Below are 25,797 nucleotides of genomic sequence, written 5' to 3'. Positions count from 1 at the left end.
ATGAACAGGATCACTGCTGCCCTCTATAGGTTTTTGGTCGTCTATCTTTCGGTCGCGATGGTCGTGACCTCGATACCCCTTGCGCCCAGCACAGCCTATGCCGATGATGCTGGGGCGGTCGCCGTCGAAAACGAGGCCCAAGAGACCGACTCGGGCTCTGACGCTGATGCCGATGCGGTCGATAACGCGTCGTCTTTGGGCGAGGGCGGCTCATCCACAACTTCCGACCAAACGAATAACGCTCTGGACGAATCGTCCAGCTCGGATACCAGCACTTCCACGTCGAGCCTGGCCCAAGATCTTTCGAGCTCCGCGACCAACTCCGATGCAGCAAAGACCTCGCCTGCAACGGCGGAACCCTCGTCCGATGACAGCGAAGTCGATCCCCTCGTGTATGAGGACCCAACGGTCTATGAGTATGCCAAGCTTATGCCGAACGGCTATGTGTATCCGTGTGATGCTGGCGGAAGCGTTACGGTAGAGATTGATGAAAACGACCCGAATGAGAACTCTGTCGATGGTAAATTGGTGACCAACCTGATCGTTGATTACGGAGTGGATGGGGTCCCCGGATATATTTGTGAGTACTCCTCCAATCTGCGCTCGGTACGTTTTGAGAACAGCTCTATTTCTTCAATTGGATTACACGCCTTTTCTGGCTGCTCGAATCTCGCCGATATCAGCTTTTCCGGTATGACCATTGGGGGCATCGGAACAGAAGCGTTTTCTGGGTGCGGATCGCTTACGAGTCTGAACATTAATGACGTTGCTACCATCGGCTCTATGGACGATGCCGCGTTTGCCTGGAGCGGGCTGCGGTCTACGGGGCTCGACAAGGTCGTTGGTCTCAGTTCGATTCCTGAGAACGCTTATAATGGCTGCAGCGCTCTGACCGATACCGGTCTGGGAGGGAACACATCTATCACATCAATCGGCGTTAATGCGTTCAAAAACTGCTCTCGCCTTGCGACGACGGGGCTCGAGAACAATACGACGATCAAGACGCTTCGCGAAGGCTGTTTCTCCGGGACCAATATGAGCGGCGGGCTGACGCTGCCCCTTTATTCCAAGATCGAGGAACTGCCGAGCCGTGCGTTCTATGGCTCTAAGCTTGAAACTGTGTACTTTGGATGCGACCATGTGGTGCTCATTAATTCCACCACGTTCCCCAAGCAAAACATGACCGTCATGGTTCCTGCCAAGATGGTTTCGCAATACGCAAGCGGTCGCCCCAACGAGGTCTGGGAGAGTTGCAATGGCAGCCTGCCCGTCCCCGTGGGCAAGATGCTTCAAAAGATTAAGGTCTCGCGTGATCCCGACAAGATGGCCTATCACCAGGGTGACACCATTTCGCTCGAGGGCATGATCGTCACGTTTCAATATCCTCATTCGACGATGGATAGCGACTACGAAGCGCTCATAAAGGACGAACTCGGCGAATACCTTACGGCGACCCCCTGTGATGGTGATGTCTTCGACGAGTCGATGGACGGAGAACCTATACAGCTCGTGTACGACGATGGCTACACGCGCCTTGTCGCGTACAGCAAGGGCAATCTGCAGCAGGCGGCCTACGAGTATGCCAAGTTTATGCCGAACTACTACCTGTATCCGTGCGACGCAAACGGAAATCTTACGGTAGAAATCGATGAAAACAACCCGCGCGAGAACTCCGTCGACGGTCGAATGGTAACGAATTTGATTGTCGATTACGGGGTTGATGAAGTCGACGCACAGCTCTGCGCCGACTCTACCAATCTGTGCTCAGTGCGCTTTGAGAACAGTTCCATTTCCAAAATCGGACTGCACGCCTTCTATAACTGCCCGAATCTCACCGATATCAGCCTTTCCGGCATGACCATCGGTACCATCGGGAAAGAGGCATTCTATGGCTGCAAGTCGCTTACGAGTTTGAACATCAACGAGGTTGCCGCCATTGGCTCTATGGGCGACGCCGCGTTTGCCGAGAGTGGGCTGGTGTCCACGGGGCTCGACAAGGTTGTCGGCCTCACATCGATTCCCGACAGAGCCTACGAAGGCTGCAGAGCTCTGACCGATACCGGCCTGGACAAGAATACCTCCATTACATCGATTGGCGTTTGCGCGTTTAGGTTCTGCTCGAACCTTGCTACCACGGGGCTCGAGAGCAACACAACGGTCGAAACGCTTGGTCACACCTGCTTCTACGGCACCGACTTGAGCGGCGGGCTGACACTGCCATATAACTCCAAGATCGAGGAGTTGCCGAAAAAGGCGTTTGGCAGTACCAATCTCGAGACCGTGTTCTTTGGGTGCAACAATGCGGTGCTCATTAACACCGACACGTTCCCCAAATACAACATGACCGTCATGGTCCCCGCCAAGATGATTCCGAAGTATGCTAACGGGCATCCCAAAGCTGTTTGGGAGATGTGCAACGGCTGCCTGCCCGTCCCGGTGGGCAAGGTGCTCGAGAACGTTGAGATTTCATGCGACCCCAACAACATGACCTATGAGACGGGGGAGACCATTTCGCTCGAGGGCATGAACGTCGAGCTCGATTACCCGCATTCGGTATCGATTTGGGACTACGAGGCCCTCATACAGAAAGAGCTCGGCGAGTACCTTACGGCCACCCCCCGCGACGGCGACGTCTTCGATGGGTCGATGGACGGACAACCCGTAAAGCTCGTGTATGACGACGGCTATTCGCATTTTGAAACCCAGACCAAGGGCACGCTACAGCTTAAGAAACCCACGCCGACATCGTTCCAGATCTCCTATGCCCAAACGATTGATAAGGGCGAACGCAAGCTGATGGACGGCGTTGAGCTTCCCGATGTTTCCGGCACGATGACGATCGATGCAGGTGCCGAGGTCGCGCTCGATGCCGGTACTTTGGGGATGCTCAACGACAACATCACGTTTAAGGGCTGGTATGACACCGAGTCCGGCAAGTACATCTCCAAGGAGCCGGTCTACACGTTTACGCCAGATAAGGACCTGTCCCTGGAGGCTCGCTTTAAGCTCAAGGACTATGCGGTGTACGTCAACGATGCGCAGGCGACCGACTCGTCGCAGGACTTTGCGCACCTGAGTGTTACCGCTCAAAACTGCTATCGCAATGCCGGCGAGACGGTTGAGGTTTCCGCTGTCACGGATAACGCGCTGTTCCTGGGCTGGTATCTGGGCGAGGGCGATGATGCGTACGCCGTGAGCGATCAGCTTGACTTTACCTATACGGTGGACAAGGCGGACGCGATTGTGTCCGAGGACAAGACTGACGCTAGGATCGAGATCACTCCGCGCTACTGCGCTCCGCAGGCGAGCGTTGTGCTGGGTGTGGACGGGGTCGATGAGAACGGGCAGCCGCTCGGACAGTTCCTCTCTACCGGTCTGTACGGTATCGGGTCGCGCGTAACGGTCGTGGCGGTGCCAATGCCTGGCTATGTGTTTGACTACGCGACCGATGCCCTCGGCAACGTTGTCTTTACCGGCGACGATGGTCCGTCCTACACGTTTGTGCTCGAGGGAGATGTGCAGTACACCGCGCATTTCCGCGCTGCGACTGACCCCGACGAGTCACTCGCAGCGCTTAAGGCTGCACTCATCGCCGCGATTACGGCTGCGGCCGTCCTCGCTACCATGTATGGGCTGGGCGAGATCGTCGACCCCATCGCGGCCGATGCGGTGATCGAGATCGGTATGGCCGACAACATTGAGGATGTTGCCGCCGTCGGCACGAAGGTGCTCAAGGAGATTAAGGACATCATCGACGACCACAAGAAGCCCAAGCCTCATGGCGACCATAAGATCGAAATAATTGCCACCGCGCAGCCCGAGGTGGGCGGCGTCGTTACCGGAGGCGGTATCCACTATGAGGGGACGGTCGCCACGCTGGAGGCTGTCGCCAATCCCGGCTATCGCTTCGTGTGTTGGAAAGAGAACGGTGTCGAGGTCTCGACATCACCTCTCAAGACGATGACGATCACGGACCTGACGCCCGAGGTCGTAAAAATGACGGCCGTTTTCGAGAAAAAAGTTGAGATTACGGCGGTTGCCGAAGCCGATGGCATTCAGGCCGATTTTTCGACAGGCTGCACCGCAAGCCCCGTAAAGCAGAGCATTACGCGTGGCGATCAGGCTATGGTCACCGCGAGCGAGGGTCCCGACTATGCCTTTGTGGGATGGTTTGAGGACGGCATCGAGGTCTCGCCCGAGCGTACGTATATCTTCAAGGCCGAGGTCGACCGCCATCTGGTTGCACGCTTCCGCAAGGCGGATAAGACAATCCTGGTGAATACCGACCCCTTCGATAGCGCCGAGGTGCTGTGCGATGGCGTGCCGGTCGTGGATGGCAAGGTTCGCGCGAAGGATGGGGACATTCTCACGTTTACGATGCGGCCCAAGGTGCGCCCCGACAATCCGGAAAAAACGTATCGGTTTGTGGAGTGGCGCGAAACCGATGCGCAGGGCATCACGATTGCCAACAAGCAGGAAGTTTGCGAATACCGCGTTAACGGGAATGCCCGGATCGAGGCTGTAATGGACGGCAGGGATGCGCATATCGTGCGTGCCGAGGCCGACCCGCTCGAGGGCGGCACCGTTACACTGAAGCGCGGCGAGACTGCCGGCATGGTGCTCGAGGTTCCCGAAGGGCAGCGCGTGACCGCGGAGGCCACCCCATCCGAGGGTTATATCTTTGACGGTTGGTATCTGAGCAATGGTGGCTCGGATACTACGTCGACGCTGGTGTCGAGCGAGCGTTCCTATACCTTTGAGCCCATTACCGACTGCGTGGTCCAGGCGAAGTTTACGCGTGCCTGCAAGGTAGACGTGGTCGTTGAGCCGGCCGCGGCCATGGCGGGCAAATATTTAGTGCACGGCGAGGGCTACTGCATGAAGGGCGAGCCTGCCATGCTGAGCATAGAGCTCACGGCCGAGGCGAGCAAACAATTTACCTTTAAGGGCTGGTACGACGCCAAGACGGACCTGCTTTTGGGCACCGACCCCAGCTACCTCGAGTTCTATCCCGAGGACGTGGAATGCACCGTGCGCGCGGTGTTTGAGGAAAATACCTATACCGTGACGGCGAAGGCCAAGAAGACCTTTATGGAGCGCGGTGCGGTTGAGATTGAGGGGCACCCGGGGGCATCTTCGGTTACCTGCGGATATGGCGACACGGTGATGCTCAAGGCAAAGGCCAATGACGGCTACCGCTTTGACCATTGGAAGGATGACTCCGGTAAGGAGTACGACACCGCCGAGCTGGTCGTTAAGGTTACCAAGAGCGACACCTATACCGCGATCTTTACCGACTCAAAACCCGAGGTCATGGTCACGGCTGATTCGTGGCTCGGCGGTACCGTGACGTGCAACGGGACTGTGGTGAAGCCCACGACTGATAAGTTCAAATTAGGTGAGACCCTTCATCTGACGGCCAAGGCCCATCCTGGCTTTTTGTTCTGGGGTTGGTACGTCAATGGCCGCCTGAAGAGCCTTAAGCATGAGACCTCGTTGGTTGCGAAGGCTCGCGGTAAAACCGGGCACTGCGTTATTACCGCGGCCTTTGTGCCTATCGATACCGTTTGCGTACCCCTCGCCGATCCTGCGGAAGGTGGCACCGTCAAGGCGAGCCGCGTCCTTGCCGACCGCGGCGCTGAGGTTGCCCTGAAGGCGACGCCCAACCCCGGTTACGTCTTTACTGGTTGGTATACGGCCGACGGCACGTTTGAGTCTGCCGATGCGGAGTTCACCTGCCACCAGGAGCGCAGCCATGTGCACGTCGCTCGCTTTATGGCAAAAAGCTATGGAGTCGACGCCACGGCGGTAGTCGATTCCGGCACCGGTTCGCTGGTCGAATCGAGCGTCGCCGGCTGGGTCGAGGGCACAGGTACCGTTGAGGCGGGGCATGCCGCCACGCTGACCGCGCATGCGCTTTCGGGCTATGCGTTTGAGTATTGGGCCGATGCCTCGGGAGCCGTGGTAAGCCGTGACAGAACCTATCACGTGGTGCCGACGTCTGACACGACGCTCCAGGCCGTGTTCTCGGCAAAGCAATGTACGGTGGACGTCTCGTGCGAGGAGAGTATGGGCACGGTCGAGGGCGCGGGGACGTATGCCGCCGGACAGGTCGCAACCGTGCGTGCGGTCGCCGCCGAGGATACGGCTTTTGTGGGCTGGCTCCGTAACGGCACGTGCGTGAGCTCCAAGAAAACCTATCGATTTACCGTGCGTGAGGATACGTCGCTCTATGCCCTCTTTGCGTCGGGTTCGTATGTCGTGCATACCGTTGCTTCGCCTGGCGAGGGCGGAGCCGTGAGCGGCTTTGGTGGCTATGAGTCCGGCGACCGCGCAACGCTTCGCGCGACTGCAAACACCGGGTATTCGTTTGCTGGTTGGACGGACGACAGGGGCGAGACGGTCAGCGAGAACGCCGACTATACCGTTAAGGTCACGGGCGACGCCGCCTACACGGCGACCTTTGCTCCTAAGTCCTATCAGGTCGTTTTGAGCGCGAGTGACGATAGCGTTGGTACCCTGAGCGGCGAGGGCTCCTATCAATTCGGTGATACGGTCGAACTCAACGCTACGCCTATGGGAATCAAACGTTTTGTCGGCTGGTATGTCCTGGATGCCGAGGGCAGCAAGTCGCTGCTGAGCTGCGACGCCCATTGTTGGGTTAAGCTCGACAAGGATATGGTCGAGGGGCTCGAGGACGATACGTTGGAGCTTCAGGCCGTGTTTGCCGATCCGTACGAGGTGACCGTTACGGGTGAGGTCGTGGTGAAGGACAAGGCTTCGAACAGGGGCTGCCGTGTTACGGGTAGCGGTAGCTTTGCCGCGGGCGATCAGGTGGAACTGACCGCTGTTGCCGGTATGGGCTATCGCTTTGTGGGCTGGAGCACCGATAAGGCGGGTACCTCGATTGTCGAGACCGCGACGACCCTCGATGTGACCGCCACACAAGACATAACGTACTACGCGCAGTTCGAATCCGATGGACAGGTGACTATTACCGTCACCGGCTCGTCCATCTTCCGCGGTACGGCCCTTCTGGTCGACGGTATTCCTGCCGGCAGCAGGTCGTACGACAGGGGCGACATGTTTATGGCGATCGCGATCCCGTGGAAGAAGTACCACTTCTCACATTGGGTCGATGATGCGGGTGTCACGGTGAGCTACAGCGCGTTCTATATCGGTACCGCAAAGGAGAACAGGCAGCTTACGGCCGTGTTCTATGAGACGGGCTGCGATGTTCAGGTCGCCACGTATCCCAAGGGCGCGGGCTTTAGCATGGTTGCGCTTGGTACCGGCGGCTCCTACCACTCCGCGGCGATTATGTTTACCGTGCCGCACGAGGGTTGGAAGTTTAAATACTGGGTCGACGAGAACGGCATGCCTGTGGGATTTACGCCGGTGATCAACCGCGTAGTGTTTGGCAACCGTACTTTTACGGCCGTTTATGAGCGGGCGTCGATGACGGTTACGGCGGTGGATTCGCGTCAGGGCGGACACGTCGAGGGTTCCTCCGAGGACGAATCTCTGGGCTATGCCGTGACCAACGAAGTCGAGAACGGTGAGTCCACGACCCTGACTGCTGTTCCCGATGCGGGCTATGTGTTTGATGGGTGGTATACGCGCAATGACGACGGGTCGTTGGGCGATGAGCCGCTGAGCACGGATGCTACCTGGACGTTTGTCCCCGAGGACAACATGACCGTCGAGGCGCGCTTTGCGGAGGCGCCTAAGTACAAGGTGACGGCCCGAGCGGTCAACGGATCGGTTGATCCGGAGTCTGCTTTGGTCGCTACGGATGGCAAGGTGACGCTTTCGGCGACGCCCGATGAGGGCTGCTACCTGACGCGCGTGACCGTTGCCGAAGAGGCAGGCGATGACGGTTCGGCTGGCAATGCCTATGACCTTGATATTTCTGACTATAAGGGTGGGGCGTACGAAGTCACACTGAGTGGCGTGAGTGCTCCGCAGCAGGTCACATTTGAATTCGCGAAGGCTGCGGCTCCGGAGGTGCTCGCTCAGCCGCAGGATGCGAGTGCTTACGAGGGCGATCCGGTTGAGCTTTCGTTCGCCGCCGAGGCGGGGCGCAATGTTCGCGTCCATGCGGCCGTGTCTTCTGGATCCGCTGCAGACGTCAAGCTGAGCTACCAGTGGTATCGCATGTCTGACGATGGTGGCAAGGTAGAGCCGCTAAAGGGCCAGACGGGGGAGACGCTTTCGATCGCTCAGCTCGACAGCGACGGCGAGGGCGAGTTCTTCTGTCGCATTACGCAGAGCTACCTGGGCACGGTGACAAAGACGGATACCGAACATGCGAAGGTATCCATCGTGCCCCGAGAAACGCTTGTGTTTAACGGGCGTGTGCTGCCGGTGGCGACCGCTCACGATGAATACCGTGCCCAGATTGCCGGCGCTACGGGCGGCAAGGCGCCGTATGCGTATAACTTGGGTGATGTTGCGGTTCCTGAGGGCATGCAGCTGACGCTGGCAGATGACGGATCGGGCGCCTTGGTGCTCTCGGGCGTGCCTGCGGCTACGGGTGTGCATAGCTTCAAGATTAGGTGTACCGATGACCTGGGTAATAAGCGCGTAGCGCATTTTGTGCTGCTCGTGAAGGCGAAGAAAGCCCCACTTGCATTTGAGGGCCAGACCTTTACCTACAATGCGACGGCGCAGGCCCCGGAGCTTTCGGGCGTGCCCGAGGGTTGCGAGGACGATGTCGAACTAACGTATGTTGGCACGGACGACACACATTACTCGTCGTATCAGGCGCCGGTGGATGCCGGCACGTATCGTGCGGTGGCGACGCTCGAAGCCAACGGATATGTCGGTAATGCCTCCTGTGACTTTACGATCGAGAAGGCCCCGGTCGATATTTCGATCGAGACGTCTGATGTGACATACGATGGCGCACGACACGGTGCGGCGGTTGCGGTTGCCGGCCTTGATGCGTCTGCCTATTCCGTTGCCTATCGCGGTATAGATGGAACGTCCTATGGTCCGACGGCGCTGGAGCCGTGCGACAGTGGCAACTACCGCGTCACGGTTACGGTGACTGACACCAACTATCAGGGTAAAAAGTCCGCCGAGTTCTCGATTGCAAAGGCAAGCCAGGTCATTACGGGAACGACGATCTATTCGGGTGTTTACGGTGGAGACCCCATTGTGTTTAACAACGTTGCCCAGACTCCCGTGAGCTTTGAGCTGGTTGATTCCGATGACGATGCGAGCTCGGTTTCGATTAAGGGGCGTTGTGCGACGGTGAAGGCCGCCGGTACGGCGCGTGTTGTCGCCCGTGCCGCTGCCTCGCGTAACTATCTTGCCGCCGAAGACGTTGAACTGACGGTTACTGTTGCGCCGGCTCAGCTGCTGGTGAAGGTCGACGATGCTGAGCGCTTTGAGGGTCAGAAGAACCCCGAGTTTACCTCCAGCTTGGTGAGTCGTTGCGACACGTCGGACGTAAAGGTTACGTACTTCTGCTCGGCGAATGAGAAATCGCCGGCGGGTGAATACCAGATCGACGCGGCGGTCGCCGATCCGAACTTCGATGTCGCGGTCGACCCCGGCACGCTGACGGTCAAGAAGAAGCCCGAGCACTACAAGGTGACGGCGAAGGCAGTCAACGGTTCGGTTGACAATGCTTCGGTTTCGGTTGTTGAGGGCGGGGAAGCGATCCTCTCGGCAACGCCCGACGAGGGCTGCTACCTCGAGTGCGTGACGGTCGCGCAGGCAGGCTCGGATGCGACCGTTGACCTCGACATTTCTGATTACAAGGGCGGGGCGTACGAGGTCACGTTGAGCGATGTCACCGCATCGCAGGAGGTCACGTTCGAGTTCGCGAAGGCGGACGCTCCGCGTGTGATCGCGCGGCCGCAGGACGTGAGCGTCCATGAGGGCGATTCGGCTGTGCTCTCGGTTGCGGCCGAGGCAGGCAAAAACGTCGCTGACCACGCTGCCTCGTCAACGGGTTGCGCTGCCGAGGTCGAGCTTTCCTACCAGTGGTTCCGCATGGTGAATGGCAGGGCCGTGGCGCTCGAGGGCGAGACGGGGGAGACGCTCTCACTCGCGGACCTCGATGACGAGCAGGCCGGCGAGTATTTCTGCCGCGTCACTCAGCGCTACCTTGGTACTGAGAAGCAGACGGACAGTGATTGTGCCTCCGTCTCTATCGTGCCGTGGGACACCCTTGTATTTAACGGCGACCTGCTGCCGGCAGCGAGCGCCCACAGCACGTACCTCGCAACGATTGCCGGGGCCGCGGGCGGCATGGCTCCGTACGAGTACGCATGGGATGAGGCGAAGCTCCCCGACGGGCTTAAGCTCTCCCGTACTTCGAGCGGCCTGACGCTCTCTGGCGTTCCGTCCAAGACGGGCGTTTCCACCTTCGACATCACGTGCACGGATGCACGTGGCGAGGCCGTGACTGCCCACTTTGCGATCGTTGTTCAGGCAAAGCGCGTAAAGCTATCGTTCACGGATGGCAACTTTACCTTTAATGGCGCGTCGCAGGCGCCCGAAGTTTCCGGTACTCCCAAGGTCTGCAAGGGCGACCTTAACGTCAGGTACTACGGGTGCGGAAGTACGCAGTATTCCTCGACGGAGGCCCCGACCGATGCCGGCACATACCGCGCTGTCGCCACGCTGCGCAGCCACGGCTACATCGGTGCCGCTGCCTGCCAGTTCGAGATCGCTCCGGCAAGGCTCAAGGTGAAGGTTGACGATGCCGAGCGCTTCGAGGGAGAGACGAACCCAGCGTTTTCCTCGAGCCTGGAGAGTGCGGTTGATACTTCGGGTGTGAAGGTCGAGTACTCCTGCGATGCCGACGAGAGCTCTCCTGCTGGCGGGTACCAAATCGGCGCGACGGTTGCCGACCCGAACTTCGATGTCGAGGTCGTGCCCGGAACGCTGACGGTGAAAAAGAAGCAGGAGCCCGTCGATCCCGGCCCGGTGGTTCCGGACCCGGACAATCCGGACCCGGATAGCCCTGAGCCGGACAATCCAGATAACCCTGACCCGGACAACCCAGATCCCGATCAGCCTGGTCCTGGTCCCAACCCCGACCCGGATAATCCGGATCCCGATCAGCCTGATCCGGGCCCCAAGCCTGATCCCGATAATCCCGACCCTGATAACCCCGAGCCCGATAACCCGGACAAGCCCGAGCGCTTTGAGGTGACGGCGAAGGCGGTCAACGGTTCGGTCAACAACGCTTCCGTCACCGTTGATGCCGGCGGCGACGTGACGCTCTCGGCGACGCCTGACGAGGGCTACTACCTCGAGCGGGTGACGGTCACGGAAGCCGACTCGGACAAGGCCATCGATCTTGATATCTCCGACTATGAGGGCGGAGCGTACGAGGTCACGCTGAGTGGCGTCACCGCGTCGCACGAGATTACGTTCGAGTTCGCGAAAGCGGACGCTCCGAAGGTGATTGCGCAGCCACAGGATGCGAGTGCCCACGAGGACGATGCTGTTGTGCTCTCGGTTGCTGCCGAGGCGGGGAAGGGCGTCCTCGACCACGCGTCCTCGTCCACGGGTTCTGCTGCCGAGATTGAGCTTTCCTATCAGTGGTTCCACATGGTGGGCGGCGAGGCTGTGGCGCTTGAGGGCGAGACGGAGGAGACGCTTCTCATCGAGGGCCTCGATGAGGATTGCGCCGGCGAGTATTCCTGCCGCGTCACTCAGCGATATCTTCGTACCGAGACACAGGTGGACAGCGATCGCGCCGTCGTTTCCGTTGTGCCCCGGGATGCCCTCGTGTTCAACGGCGGTCTGCTGCCGGTTGCACGTGCGCATAACACGTATCGCGCGACGATTTTGGGTGCCGCGGGTGGCGAAGCTCCGTATGAGTACACGTGGGACGACGCTAAGCTCCCAGACGGATTTAAGCTCATCCGCACGGCGGGCGGTCTGACGCTCTCGGGCACCTCGTTCAAGGCCGGAGTGTCTACCTTTGACGTCACGTGCAAGGATGCTCATGGCAAGACCGCGACCGCGCACTTCGTTCTGGTCGTTCAGGCGAAGCGGGTCGAGCTCGCATTTGCAGGCGGCGACTTCGTCTATAGTGGTGACGCCCAGGCGCCCGAGGTCACGGGGGTTCCCAAGGCCTGCGAAGGTGACTTGAGGATCAGGTATTACGGGACGGGCGGCACACACTATTCGTCGAGTGAGGCCCCGACCGATGCGGGCACGTATCGCGCCGTTGCCACGCTGCGAAGCAACGGGTATATCGGCGCCGCCTCGCGCAACTTCAAGATTGCGCCGGCGAAGCTTAAGGTAAAGGTCGACGATGCTGAACGCTTCGAGGGAGAGACGAACCCCGCGTTTACCTCGAGCCTAAAGAGCTCGGCCAATACCTCGGGCGTGAAGGTCGAGTACTCCTGCGTCGCCGATGAGAGTTCCCCGGCGGGCGAGTACCAGATCGAGGCGACGGTCACCGACCCGAACTTCGATGTCATGGTTGAGCCCGGTACGCTGACGGTGAAGAAGAAGCAGGAGCCTGTCGACCCGGACCCGGTGGTTCCCGATCCGGGCAAGCCCGACCCGGACCAGCCGGACAAGCCCGAGCCTGACCAGCCTGACCAGCCGGACCCGGGCAAGCCTGAGCCCGATAAACCGGAGCCTGATCAGCCGGACAAGCCCGACCCGGACCAGCCGGACAAGCCCGAGCCTGACAACCCGAGTAAGCCGGAGCCGGAAAAGCCCGGAACGCCCGATTCCGACCAGCCGGATTCAAAGGATCCGACAAAACCCGGTAGCTCGGATGACTCCGCAGTCGATAAGGCAAAGGCATCGGGCGCGGAAAACTCCGGTAAGAAGGAGTCTTCCAAGTCGAGTGCTCAGCAGCTCGCCGATACGGGCGATCGCACGCCGTTGGCTGTCGCTGTGGCCGCGGGTGCTGTTGCGCTTGTCGCACTGGGGCTCGAGCTGCTGCGTCGCCGTCGCTCTGACGCGTAGCGGATCTAAAGAGGCAACCAGATTGATGCTTTGCATCATCTGACCTGCTCAAACGTTTATACTTGCGGGACGGGTCTTTTGCCCGTCCCGTTTTGTTTCGACCCGAAAGGTGGTCCCATGGCCTCATCCGCCCCGCGCGGCCTGCGCTCCGACCATGTCGTTACCGTCGGCATCGCCCTGTTCTCGATGCTCTTTGGCGCCGGCAACCTCATTATTCCGCCGCTGTTGGCGCTGCAGGCTGGCTCTGCCACGCCGCTCGCCATGCTCGGCTTTCTGATTGCCGCCATCGGCCTGCCCGTCATGGGCTTTATCGCCGTGGCGCTTGCCGGAACGGCGCGCGAGCTGGCCGGGCGTGTGCATCCTAAGTTTGGCGAATTCTTCGTTGCGGCGGTGTATCTAGCCATCGGCCCGTGCCTGGCTATTCCGCGCACGAGCTCCACGGCCTTCGAGATGCTGGTGCCGCTGCTGCCGGAGGGCGTCTCGCTCGGCACGGCACGTTTGGTTTTTGCCGTTGGCTTCTTTGTCGTCGCGTTTGCGCTCACGCTGCGTCCGGGCGTTATCACGCGCGTGCTCGGTCGCATTACGGGACCCGCACTCATTGCGCTCATCGTGCTGGTCGTGGGTGCCGCCGTGGTCTCGCCGTTGGGTCCCGCTGGCGCGCCGCAGGCTCCCTACGATGCAGGCGCTGCCGTGCAGGGCTTTTTGACCGGCTATCAAACCATGGACCTGCTTGCGTCGCTCGCCTTTGGCATTATCATCGCCGAGACCATCCACGAGCTGGGCGTGACCGACGATAAGCGCGTGGCCTTCGAGATTTCGCGTTCCGGTGTGATCGCCGGCGTGCTCATGGCCATCATCTACTGCGGCCTGGCGCTTGCCGGCATGCAGCTCGGCACGGTTATACCCGACGCTACCAACGGCGCCGCCATCCTTGCCCGCTCTGCCTCCATACACTTTGGTCTTGCCGGCACGATCGTGGTCTTTGCGATCTTTTTCCTCGCCTGCATGAACGTGTGCATCGGCCTCATCAGCTGCTGCTCGCGCTACTTCTGCGAGACGTATGTGGTCGAAGGGGGAGCGGAGGCTTCCGAGGAGGCCATGCGCCGTCCCTTTGCGGTTCTCGCCTTTGTGTTCGCGGCGTTTTCTTGCGTGCTCTCCAACGTGGGTCTCGACGCGATCCTCATGTTCTCGGTGCCCATGCTCAACGCCTTGTATCCCGTTGCCATCGTGCTGGTGCTTATGGGCCTGGTGCACGGCTTTTGCGACGCTCATCCGCAGGTGTGGGTCTGGGTCGGCGGCGTCGTCGCGGTGCAGAGCGTAATCACTTCGGTCCGCGACGCGTTCTTTGCGGGCGCGTGGCTGCCGTTCGATGCGCTGCCGCTGGCGGATATTGGAGCCGCGTGGGCGCCGGCCGCCGTTGTGGCGTTTGTGATTGGCCTGCTCCATAGCCAGTTTGTCACACATTCGAGGAGCTAGGGTATCGTCGCTTGCACAAGCGGGAAGTCTCCCCTATAATTTCCTTCGCTTTGGGACACGCAAGGTTTAGACCTTAGCTGCTCAACACCTTCGGGACGTGGCGCAGTTTGGTAGCGCGCCTGCTTTGGGAGCAGGATGTCGCAGGTTCAAATCCTGTCGTCCCGACCATATCTTGCGGGCGTAGTTCAATGGTAGAACCCCAGCCTTCCAAGCTGATGACGCGGGTTCGATTCCCGTCGCCCGCTCCATAGGATAGTTTTAACGGCTTTGGCTCTATTTGGTGCCAGAGCCGTTTTCATAAGCGTGCCGGGCGACGGGAATCGAACTCGGCAGGGTGCGAAGCTGAGAAAATGCGTGAGCATTTTCCAGCGCAGCACGCAAGGGCCAATGGCCCGCAGCGAAACAAGGGTTTGCGAAGCAAACCCTTGGACTTCCCGTCGCCCGCTCCACAAGATGGATGAATGGCTCTGCTTCCTTTTGGAAGCAGAGCCATTTCCATATACATGCTGGGAACCCCACATCCCCTCCTAAGTTGCGGTGAAATACGGACTGTTTTCCGGCTTTTATGGCCCATGTAGTCCGTATTTCACCGCAACTTGCACCTGAGCTTCAGGTTGAGATTGCTCGGCCAGGAAACGCCGGCTATTATCTGGCAGATTATGGTTGGCACGTGCCGTCGCTACTCGAGGCCTGCGATGCGCTGCTCGACGAGCGCGGTTTTCGCGGGTCGGCCAAGGCCGGCATCTCGGTGTTTGACGACGACTTTGGCCTGCATGCCCAGCAGGTGGCACCATCCGCCTGCTCGACAAACGCGACGTAGCCCGTAAGTCGATGTTCACCACGCATTCGCTCCCTTTGTCGATTCTGATCGAAGAAATCGAGCAATCGTGCGATGATATCTTCTTCATAGGGATTCAGCCGGGCGACACGGAGTTCTACAACCCCATGTCCCCGGAAGTCTTTGACGCCGTTGACGCCGTGTACGACGCCGTGGCCGCCAACGACTTTTCCCACTTTGTCCGCTTGGGACAGGAGCTGTAGCAGCGCTTGTCCCTGGTGATTAGGAAAGAAGTGATTGACATGGCAGATTCCAAGGTGGAGTACCCTGCTCCCGATTGCCTGGCGCCCGCCGCGATCGAGGTCAAGACCGAGGCCGCCGGCGTGACCAAGGCTAACCTGCCGGTCGATAAGGCCTTTCTGTTGGCAATGTTCGCCGGTGCGTTTATCGCCTTCGGCGGTCTGTTCTTTACGGTGTTTTTGAGCGACAGCACGCTGGGCTGGGGTGCCCAGCGCGTCGTGGGCGGCCTGTGCTTTTGCCTGGGCCTGGTGCTGGTGCTGGTGTGTGGCGCCGAGTTGTTCACCGGTAATTCGCTTATGGTCTGCGCGCTCAAGAGCAAAAAGATCACCCTGGTCCAGATGCTCAAGGCTTGGGTCGTCGTGTGGCTTGGCAACTTTGCCGGTGCCCTGTTCATCGTCTTTTTGGTGTACATGGCCGGCATTTACAAGCTCAACGGCGAGGCGGTCGCCAATTCCATGGTGAGTGTCGCCGCCGGCAAGGTGACGATCGACTGGCTGACGATCTTCTTCCGCGGCATCCTGTGTAACATCTTTGTGTGCCTGGCCGTGTGGATCGGTACCGCCGGCAAGACCGTGGTCGATAAGGTCGTGGGCATTCTGCTGCCCATCGCCGCCTTTGTGGCCTGCGGTTTTGAGCACTGCGTTGCCAATATGTACTTTTTGCCCATGGGTGCCGTGATGCACGCGTGCGGCTATGGTGTCGACGTCGCCGGCGCCGATGCACTCAACGCCGCGGGCATTGCGTTTAACCTGTCCGCCGCCACGTTGGGCAACATCGTGGGCGGTGCGGTTCTGGTCGCGCTCGGCTACTGGTTTATCTACGCCAAGAAGTCTGAGGCGTAGGGTACCGTCTGTTTGACGTTGGACCTCCCGCGGGGCGTCGCCGTGCGAGGATAATAGCGATTGATTGACTCAGCCGATCGAATCGGCTGATAGTTTGACGTTCGAACGATTGATTCACCTTTGGTTTTGAAAGGCCGCACATGAGCGATAGCCAGAACATGTCCGATGAGGTTCGCGCCCGCCTGCGAGCCATTCCCTCCGTCAACGAGCTGCTCGCCGAATGGCCGGTAGTGAAGGCGGCGGGGGAGACCTGCGACGCAGTGGTGCATGCCGCCGTCACGGCCGAGCTCGACGAGGAACGCGCCGCCATTCGCGCCGGTGCCGCCCCGCGCTCTAAGCGCGACCTGGCCTCGGCGATCGAGTGGCGTGCGCACCGCTCCGCGCTGCCGAGCCTGCGCCCTGCCGTCAACGCCACGGGCGTGGTCATCCATACCAACTTGGGCCGCGCCCCGCTCGCGGAGTCGGCGGCAAAGGCCGTGGCCGAGGTTGCGCGCGGGTACAGTACGCTCGAGTACAGCGTGGACACCTGCTCGCGCGGGTCGCGCAAGGAACACGCCGCGCAGCTGATCCGCTCGCTCACCGGTGCCGAGGACGCGCTTGTGGTCAACAACAACGCCGCCGCGGTGCTGCTGGTGCTGGCTACCCATGCCGCAGGCAAGGAGGTCATCGTTAGCCGCGGCGAGCTTGTCGAGATCGGCGGCAGCTTTCGCATCCCCGATGTCATGGCGTCTTCGGGCGCCAAGCTCGTCGAGGTCGGCGCCACCAACCGCACGCACCTAGCAGATTATGAGCAAGCCATCACGCCCGATACGGCCATGATTCTCAAGGTCCATCCTTCCAACTATCGCATCGAGGGCTTTCACGAGGAGGTGAGCTCTCGGGAGCTTGCGGTGCTTGCTCACAAGCATGGCCTGCTGTTCTATGAGGACCAGGGGTCGGGCGCGCTCCTGCCCGATGACATCCTGGTGCGCGGTGGCGAGGAACCCACGCCGGCTTCGGTCGCGGCGGGGCTCGATATCGTGTCGTGCTCGGGCGATAAGCTGCTGGGCGCGGCGCAGGCGGGCATCATCATGGGCCGTCGCGATCTGGTCCAGGCCTGCGGCGCACATCCACTCATGCGCGCTCTGCGTCCGGGCAAGTTGGCGCTTACGGCGCTCGAGGCCACGCTGCGTATCTACATGGACGGCGCCGATGTTGCCCATCGCGATATTCCGGTGCTCAACATGCTTACGCTGCCGCAGGCCCATTTGGAGCGACGTGCCCGCAAGCTGCGCGATCGTATGGTCGCCGGGCTCGATAAGGCCGGTTGCCCGTGCGCCGTTCAGGTGGAGATCGTCGAGGAATCGTCGACCCCCGGTGGCGGCTCGCTGCCTACCATGGAGCTGCCCACGATGTGCGTTGCCGTGCGTCTTGTTGACGCGCGCCTGACGGTCGATGCGCTCAAGCGCTCGCTTGTCCAGGACTTCGACACGCCGGTCGTCACGCGAACCTCGCATGATCGCATTTTGTTTGACGTCCGTACGCTCGTGGGCGACCGCGATATCGAGACGGCGGCGTCGATGCTTGCCGCATGCGTTGAGAAGGCGCTTGCTCGATGAGTGAGGTCCAGGCGCTGGTGGAGTGTCCCGTTATCGTTGGCACGGCGGGCCACGTCGACCACGGTAAGTCGGCATTGATCGAGGCACTGACCGGCAAGAATCCCGACCGTCTGGAGGTTGAGCGTCGTCGAGGTATGACCGTTGAGCTTGGCTTTGGCGAGCTGGCGCTGCCGAGTGGCAAGATTGTCGGCCTGGTCGACGTGCCTGGCCATGCCCACTACCTGCGCGCCATGGTGCAGGGCGCCACGGGTATCGACGTGGCCGTGCTGGTGGTTTCGGCCGTCGAGGGCGTGATGCCGCAGACCCGCGAGCACGTGCATGTGCTGGAGCTGCTGGGCGTTACGCATATGGTGGTCGCGCTGACGATGTGCGACCTGGCCGATGCCGAGATGACCGAGCTTGCCGAGCTCGATGTCGATGACTTTTTGTCGGGTACCGTGTTTGCGGGCGCGCCGATTGTGCCCGTGTCGTCCAAGACGGGCGAGGGGATCGACGGGCTGCTTGCGGTGGTCGACGAGCAGGTAAGTGCCTGCTGGGATGCTTGCCGCAACCGTTCCGATCGGAGCGATGCCTCGTCTCGCCTGCCGATTGACCGCTGCTTTACGATCAAGGGTGTCGGCACCGTCGTTACGGGAACGCTGCACGATGCGCCGGTTGCGGTGGGCGACGAGCTGATGGCTCTGCCGTCGCGTACGGTCTGTCGTGTGCGCGGGATTCAGGTGCATGGCGATACGCCGCGCGCGCTGCCTGGACAACGCGTGGCGCTCAACCTGGTCGGTGACGGTGTCGCGGCGCTTGACCGTGGTGAGATGCTGGGCGTGGCGGGTCGCTTTGGTCAGACGTTGCGCTTTATGATGACGTTTACCTACCTGGGCCGCGAGGGCGCCAAGCCGCGCGTGCTCGAGTCGGGCGCGCGCGTGCACGTGATGGCCGGCACGGCCGAGGTCATCGGCCGCGTTATGCTTTTGGAAGGCGAGGCCCCCATGGCGGTGGGCGAGACCCGTACCGTGCAGGTGCGCCTGGAGGAGCCATTGCCGCTGCGCGCCGGAGACCATGCCGTGGTGCTGTCGTATTCGCCCGTTATGCTCATCGGCGGCGGGCGTGCGCTGTTTGCGGCGCTTGAAGCCGGCGATGCCGTTGCTGGCGTAGACGCGTGGCTGGCGCTGCAAGCGCTGCCGGTTGCGGCGGCTGATGTTGCCGAGGCGCTCGATCTTGTTGCCGGTGAGGCTGAGGCAGCGCTGGGCGAGTTGGTGGCGCGAGGTGTTGTTTGCGAGCTTGCCGGCTCGGGCGGCACGTTGTATGCGAATGGCGTCGTGCTCGATGCCGCCATGGACGTGCTGGCGGCGACCCTGTCTGCCATGCACGCGGCGGCTCCCAAGGAGACGGGTTTTACGCCCGGCGCCGTTGCCCATGCTGCGTGGCCTGCCGCCGATGAAGGCGTTGCCGCGGCTCTGATTGCCGAGGGCTGCTCGCGTGGCGTGTGCGCCGCCGAGGGCGCCGAGGTATTCGACCCGCACTCCGCTGCCGCCGCGGCGCGTGTGGTGCGCGAGGCGTGTGAGCGCATTGTGGCGCTGCTCGACGGGGCCGGCCTCGATGCGCCGACGCTGCCCGAGGTGGGTGAGCGACTGCAGCTCGACCGCGACACCATGACGCGCGCCCTGCGCGAGCTTTCGCTCAACCGCTCGATCGTTAAGGTCGAGCGCGACGTTGCCCTGTCTGCCATCTCGGAAGCCCATGCGCGCGAGCTTGTCGCCGCCGCCATTGAGGCAGCCGGCGGCGCTGCCACCACGAGCGTGCTGCGCGAGGCGCTGGGTGTGTCGCGCAAACGTGCCATCAGCATCTTGGAGCATCTGGATGCCGTGCGCTTTACGGTGCTCGACAAGGAAGCCGGTGGCCTGAGGTCCCTGCGCTAGACTGGCTGCTCGGTTTGGTAAAATACCGCCGCACTTGGGAACGGATGGGCTCCGGTGGGCTCCGCGGTCCTCAAAACCGTTGCGAGGCGTGCAAAACGTCTTGGATGTGTTCGATTCACATACGTTCCCGCCACACGCTACCAGCGCTTTTGTGCTCGCGGTCTTGCTGCGTGCCGCAAAGGCGCTGTTTTGTTTTTGTGCGGGTCGGCCGTGTCGTCTGTCTTGCCGCCGGTGTGCCCGGGCGCATCATGTGTCCCCAATGTGGTGGTTTGGAACATGTGGACGAAACAGCTTCGAAACACGCGATTTGTACGTCGGGCGCTCAAAAACGCTTCTACCTGCATCGTAATCAAAACGAAACATCTGCTCGTCGGCTTATGCGAAACTTTGCTGCAACAGTGCGATATTATCCATACACGATAAAGTTCGCGGCGCATAGGGTGCCGTGACCGACATTTTCGTTTCCCATCATTGGAGGAAGCATGAGCTACACGCAGAAAGTTCTCGAAGAGCTCAAGGCCCGCTATCCCGAGCAGCCTGAGTTCATCCAGGCCGCGACCGAGATCCTCGGCACCATCCAGCCGGCGCTCGACGCCCACCCCGAGTACGAGGAGGCCGCCCTGCTGGAGCGCCTCGTCGAGCCCGAGCGCATCGTCATGTTCCGTGTTCCCTGGGTCGACGATCAGGGCAAGGTTCAGGTCAACCGCGGTTACCGCGTCGAGTTCAACTCTGCCATTGGACCCTACAAGGGCGGCCTGCGCTTTAACCCGACGGTCACCCTGGGTATGCTCAAGTTCCTGGGTCTGGAGCAGATCCTCAAGAACAGCCTGACCACCCTTCCCATGGGCGGCGGCAAGGGCGGCTCCGACTTTGACCCCAAGGGCAAGTCCAACAACGAGATCATGCACTTCTGCCAGTCCTTCATGACCGAGCTCTATCGCCACATTGGCCCCAACACCGACGTTCCCGCCGGCGACCTGGGCGTTGGCGGCCGCGAGGTTGCCTACATGTTCGGTCAGTACAAGCGCCTGACCAACGAGTGGACCGGCGTCCTTACCGGCAAGGGCCTCTCCTTTGGCGGCTCGCTCGCCCGTACCGAGGCCACCGGTTACGGTCTGGTCTACTTTGTGGACGAGTACCTCAAGAGCCGCGGCGACTCCTTCGAGGGCAAGAACGTTGTCGTTCACGGCTCCGGTAACGTCGCTATCTACGCGGTCCAGAAGGTCGCCCAGCTCGGCGGCAAGGTGCTCGCCTGCTCCGATACCCACGGCTGGGTCGAGGATCCCGACGGCATCGACTACGCCGTACTCGAGCACGTCTACAACAAGAAGCGCTCCGGCCACGACAAGGGCGTTACGCTCGCCATGTATGTTGACGAGAAGCCCAACGCCGTGTGGCACGAGGGCGACGGCCGCGGCGTGTGGCAGCTGCCCTGCGACATCGCGCTGCCCTGCGCTCGCGAGAACACGCTGCTGCTCGAGGACGCCCAGGCGCTCGTCGCCAACGGCTGCAAGGTGGTCGGCGAGGGCGCGAACATGCCCACGACCATCGAGGCCACGACTTACTTCCAGGAGAACGGCGTCGCCTTTATGCCCGGTAAGGCTGCCAACGCCGGCGGCGTGCTCGTGTCCGGCCTGGAGATGAGCCAGAACGCCGAGCACCTGTCCTGGACCTTCGAGGAGGTCGACGGCAAGCTCGAGCAGCTCATGCGCGGCATGTTCCACAACGTGGACGACACCGCCAAGGAGTACGGCCAGGAGGGCAACTTTGTCATGGGCGCCAACATCGCCGGCTTCCTGAAGGTCGCCGACGCCATGCTCGCCCAGGGCGTCTGCTAAATCTTCGCCCGACATACCATGTGATGAGGCTCCCAGCCATCAGGCTGGGAGCCTTTTTCTATGGTGGCGAGGGCTGTGCTCCCTCGTTTGGTACACTTAGAGGTACTGGATAAGTGAGGAGATGGGGGAGAACGTGCTCAAGTTCGGTACCTACGTTCGTGTTGGAAACGCGGCCGAAGCCTATGAGCTCTTACAGAAGAACCGCAACAACAAGATTGTGGGCGGCGGCATCTGGATGCGCCTGGGTTCACGTCGCGTGGCGACGGCGATTGACCTTTCGGCCTGCGGACTCGATCAGATCGAGGAGACCGAGACCGAGTTTCGCATCGGTGCCATGTGCACCCTGCGCCAGCTCGAGCGCCATGCCGAGCTCAACGCGCTTGCCAACCATGTCTTTGAGTTCGCCGTCCACGATATCGTGGGCGTGCAGCTGCGCAACACCGCCACGGTGGGCGGCAGCATCTACGGTCGCTTTGGTTTCTCGGACGTGCTCTCGGCCTTTTTGGCGCTCGATTCATACGTCGAGCTGACGGGGGCCGGTCGCGTGTCGCTCGCCGAGTTCGTGGATATGGGTTACGTGCGTGACGTGATTGAGCGCATCGTGGTCGTTAAGCACGATTACCGCGCAAGCTACGAGGCCGTGCGCAAGGCCGCGACCGACTTCCCCTCCTTAAACGTCACCGCTGCCTGGTGGGACAACAGCTGGCATGTCACCGTGGGCGCCCGCCCGCTGCGCGCGACCCTGCTGCAGGGCGAGGCGTGCGGCCTGGTGAGCGAGCAGCCTTCCGAGGACGAGCTGCGCGCCCTGGCCACGTCCGTACGCGCACTGAGCTACGGCACCAACCTGTGGGGCTCGGCCGACTATCGCCGTTGCATCTCGGCGCCGCTTGCCGTGCAGGCCGTGCGCCGCGCCGCCGGCATCGAGCTTTCGGCCTCGCTTGCCCGCGAGCTCGAGGGCGTGCAAGTGCCTAAGTTTGCCACGGACGAGTATTCCTGCCGCCGCGTGCCCGGCGTCGATTCTAGCGAGGTGCGCTAATGGCTGCCAAACTCATCGATCTTTCCTTTACGCTCAACGGCCGCAAGGTCAAGGTTCAGATTGCCCCCGACACCATGCTCTTTGCGCTGCTGCGCGAGCAGGGCTGCGCGTCGGTGCGCTGCGCCTGCGAGACTACTAACTGCGGCCTGTGCACGGTGTGGCTCGACGGCGACCCGGTGCTGAGCTGCTCGGTTCCCGCTGCGCGCGTCGAGGGCCGCTCCGTCACCACGCTCGAGGGCCTCAAGGCCGAGTCCGAGGCGCTCGCCCACGCAATGGCTGCCGAAGGCGCCGAGCAGTGCGGTTTTTGCGCCCCCGGCCTCATCATGAACGTGCTGGCGCTTGCCCGCGCCGCCAAGGAGGACCCGAGCCTCGTCGCCACGCGCGAGGAGCTCTCGCGCCAGCTCGCTGGCAACCTCTGCCGTTGCAGCGGCTACGAGAGCCAGCTGCGCGCCATCGTCCGCTTCCTTAACGAGTCCGGCGTGCAGGTGGGCTTTGAGATGCCCGAGCTTCCGGTCAACGACACCAGCTGCGATGGCGTCTCGTACAAGCAGATCACCCATAAGCAGCCCAAGAAGGACTCGAAGGCCCTGCTCGAGGGGCGTCCCGTCTACACAGGAGACCTGGTGCCCGCCGGCGCCCTTATCGTCAAGCTCAAGCGCAGCCCGTATGCCCGTGCCAAGATCCGCTCCATCGATACGTCGCGCGCCCTGAAGGTGCCCGGCGTCGTGGGCGTCTACACCTACGAGGACGTGCCCAAGCGCCGCTTTACCATCGCCGGCCAGAGCTATCCGCAGCCGAGCCCCTACGACCGCCTGATCCTCGAGAACCTGGTGCGCTACCAAAACGAGGAGGTGGCGATCGTCGCCGCCGAGACCGAGGAGGCCGCCGACAAGGCACTTAAGCTCATCAAGGTCGACTACGAGGTGCTCGAGCCCCTGCTCGACTTTACCCAGGCGCTCGATAACGACATCGTGGTCCACCCCGAGGGCGACGTGACCTTTATGTTCCCGCAGGGCGGCGACGTTGCTCGCAACCTGGTGTGCAGCGGTACCAGCGATTTTGGCGACCTGGACGAGGCCTTCGCCCAGAGCGACATCGTCTTTGAGCGCACCTACACCAGCCAGGCCACGCAGACCGCGCCCATGGAGACCTTCCGTGCCTTCGCGACGACCGACGCGTTCGGACGCATCTCGGTGACCACCTCCACGCAGGTGCCCTTTCATGTGCGCCGCATGGTCGCGCAGTCGCTCGACATTCCGCAGTCGCAGGTGCAGGTTATTAAGCCGCGCATCGGCGGCGGCTTTGGCTCCAAGCAGACGGGCTGCTGCGAGATCTTCGTGGCGTTCGTGACGCAGCAGACTGGCCGTCCGAGCTATTGCTGCTACACCCGCGAGGAGACCATCACTGCGGGCAACTCGCGTCACCAGATGCAGATGACCGTCAAGCTGGGCGCCATGAACGACGGCACCATCACGGCCATCGACCTGCACACGTTGTCCAACGCCGGCGCGTATGGCGAACATGCCACCACGACGATCGGCCTCTCGGGCCACAAGAGCCTGCCCATCTACAACCACGTGAAGGCGAGCCGCTTTAGGTGGGACGCCGTCTACACCAACACCAACCGCGGCGGTGCGTATCGCGGCTACGGCGCCACCCAGGGCCAGTTTGCCGTGGAGAGCGCCGTCAACGAGCTCGCCGACATGCTGCACATGGATCCCGCCGACCTGCGCCTTAAGAACATCGTGCGCGAGGGCGAGATTATGCCGCAGTACTACAACGAAAAGCTCAACGCCTGCGCGCTCGACCGCTGCCTTCTGCGTGCGATGGACATGATCGGCTGGCGCGACAAGCCGCTGGCCGTGGACCTGGGCGACCGCGTGCGTGCTCTGGGCTGCGCGCTCACCATGCAGGGCTCGGGCATCTCCAACGTGGATATCGGCGGCATCGACATGCGCCTGGAGGAGGACGGCTTCATTACCATCGGCACCGGCGCCACCGATAACGGCATGGGTGTCGACACGATCCTGGCGCAGATTGCCGCCGAGGAGCTGGGCGTGGAGAGCTCGCTTATCGTGGTGCGCGGCGTGGATACCGACGTCTCGCCGTTCGATGCCGGCTCGTACGCGAGCTCGGGCACGTACGTGACGGGCCTGGCAGCCAAGAATGCCGCGACCGAGCTGCGCGAGAAGATCTGCGCCAAGGCCGCCCAGATGTGGGACGTGGACGCCGCCGACGTGGTCTTCGACGGCCAGTACGTGCGTCTGTCTGACGAGCGCGCCGCTCGCGAGTGCGGCCGCTACCTCACGCTGCGTGACTTTGCCAACCTGTGCGTCAAGAACATCGCGGGCGGCGACGCGCTCACCTCGCATGCTTCTGCCTGCCTGCCAGTTTCGCCTCCGCCGTTTATGGCCGGCATTGCCGAGGCCGAGGTCGACAAGGCCACCGGCAAGGTGACTGTGGTGGACTATGCGGCGGCTGTGGACTGCGGCACCGTGATCAACGAGGCGCTCGCGCGCGTCCAGGCCGAGGGCGGCATTGCCCAGGGCATCGGTCACGCGCTCTACGAGATTGTCGAGCACGACGACCGCGGCCGCCTGCGCACCGGTAACTTTATGAGCTACAAGCTGCCCACGCGCCTGGATATCGGCAGCATTCGCGTGGCCTTTGAGCCGAGCTACGAGCCGACGGGCCCGTTTGGCGCCAAGTCGATCGGCGAGGTCGTCATCAACACACCGCTCGCCGCCGTTGCCTCGGCCGTGGCGCACGCCACCGGCCACCAGGTTCGCTCGCTGCCGATCACGCCCGAGAAGGCCCTGCTGGGGGAGTAGGCGAGGCGCGGCAGCCGCCGCTCTTTGGCAAGCCCGAGGAAACTGCAGCCCACTTTTCAACCGAATTGTGGGCTGCGGGAGATAGCCGATGGGGGTAGCTAATTTGGGACGGGGGGTTTTTTTATTACCCCCCCAGCGGGGGTGGGTAAAAAAGCCCCGGCCCAAATTTGTGGCCGGGTTCGGGGGTAGGGGGGGGGGGGGGGGGGGGGGTAAAAAGGGGGGGGGGGGGGG

Annotated in this window: 10 protein-coding genes and 3 tRNA genes; all 13 read left to right on the top strand. The window is 61.7% G+C overall.

The genetic code is table 11. From position 1 onward, the window contains the following. Positions 1 to 12,954: an InlB B-repeat-containing protein gene (locus ACTNDJ_RS04355; RefSeq protein WP_441063151.1), complete on the top strand. Its 12,954-nt coding sequence runs from the start codon at positions 1 to 3 to the stop codon at positions 12,952 to 12,954. Positions 12,955 to 13,071: 117 nt separating this feature from the next. Then, positions 13,072 to 14,430: a branched-chain amino acid transport system II carrier protein gene (gene brnQ, locus ACTNDJ_RS04350; RefSeq protein WP_427795780.1), complete on the top strand. Its 1,359-nt coding sequence runs from the start codon at positions 13,072 to 13,074 to the stop codon at positions 14,428 to 14,430. Between the two features lie 91 nt (positions 14,431 to 14,521). Beyond that, positions 14,522 to 14,598 (top strand) — tRNA-Pro (locus ACTNDJ_RS04345). Positions 14,599 to 14,604: 6 nt separating this feature from the next. Continuing rightward, positions 14,605 to 14,678: transfer RNA gene (locus ACTNDJ_RS04340), tRNA-Gly, on the top strand. Positions 14,679 to 15,100: 422 nt separating this feature from the next. Continuing rightward, positions 15,101 to 15,250 (top strand): hypothetical protein, encoded by a 150-nt coding sequence (locus ACTNDJ_RS04335; protein ID WP_427747744.1) that lies wholly within the window; start codon positions 15,101 to 15,103, stop codon positions 15,248 to 15,250. Positions 15,251 to 15,261: 11 nt separating this feature from the next. Continuing rightward, positions 15,262 to 15,471: a hypothetical protein gene (locus ACTNDJ_RS04330; protein ID WP_427727526.1), complete on the top strand. Its 210-nt coding sequence runs from the start codon at positions 15,262 to 15,264 to the stop codon at positions 15,469 to 15,471. A gap of 39 nt (positions 15,472 to 15,510) precedes the next feature. Continuing rightward, positions 15,511 to 16,350 carry a formate/nitrite transporter family protein gene (locus ACTNDJ_RS04325; protein ID WP_441063150.1) on the top strand — a complete coding sequence of 280 codons (840 nt, stop codon included), beginning with the start codon at positions 15,511 to 15,513 and terminating at the stop codon, positions 16,348 to 16,350. A gap of 140 nt (positions 16,351 to 16,490) precedes the next feature. Beyond that, entirely contained in the window at positions 16,491 to 17,948 is a 1,458-nt protein-coding gene (gene selA / locus ACTNDJ_RS04320) for an L-seryl-tRNA(Sec) selenium transferase (RefSeq protein ID WP_441063149.1), read from the top strand. Next, positions 17,945 to 19,861 carry a selenocysteine-specific translation elongation factor gene (gene selB / locus ACTNDJ_RS04315; RefSeq protein ID WP_441083414.1) on the top strand — a complete coding sequence of 639 codons (1,917 nt, stop codon included), beginning with the start codon at positions 17,945 to 17,947 and terminating at the stop codon, positions 19,859 to 19,861. Before selA ends, selB begins: the two co-directional genes overlap by 4 nt. Before the next feature lie 36 nt (positions 19,862 to 19,897). Further along, positions 19,898 to 19,994, top strand: a tRNA-Sec gene (locus tag ACTNDJ_RS04310). Between the two features lie 349 nt (positions 19,995 to 20,343). Then, complete coding sequence (gene gdhA, locus ACTNDJ_RS04305) at positions 20,344 to 21,699, top strand: NADP-specific glutamate dehydrogenase (protein WP_441083413.1); 1,356 nt, start codon at positions 20,344 to 20,346, stop codon at positions 21,697 to 21,699. A 121-nt stretch (positions 21,700 to 21,820) separates the two neighbouring features. Beyond that, the gene (locus ACTNDJ_RS04300) at positions 21,821 to 22,735 is read left to right on the top strand and encodes an FAD binding domain-containing protein (protein WP_441083412.1); all 915 of its coding nucleotides are present in this window, start codon (positions 21,821 to 21,823) and stop codon (positions 22,733 to 22,735) included. After that, entirely contained in the window at positions 22,735 to 25,566 is a 2,832-nt protein-coding gene (locus ACTNDJ_RS04295; protein ID WP_441083411.1) for a molybdopterin-dependent oxidoreductase, read from the top strand. Before ACTNDJ_RS04300 ends, ACTNDJ_RS04295 begins: the two co-directional genes overlap by 1 nt. Positions 25,567 to 25,797: the final 231 nt, after the last annotated feature.

Origin of the sequence: Collinsella sp. HCP3S3_D1, assembly GCF_052064015.1 — a bacterium.
Classification (GTDB): Bacteria; Actinomycetota; Coriobacteriia; order Coriobacteriales; family Coriobacteriaceae; genus Collinsella.
This window is presented reverse-complemented; position numbering and strand designations above follow the sequence as displayed.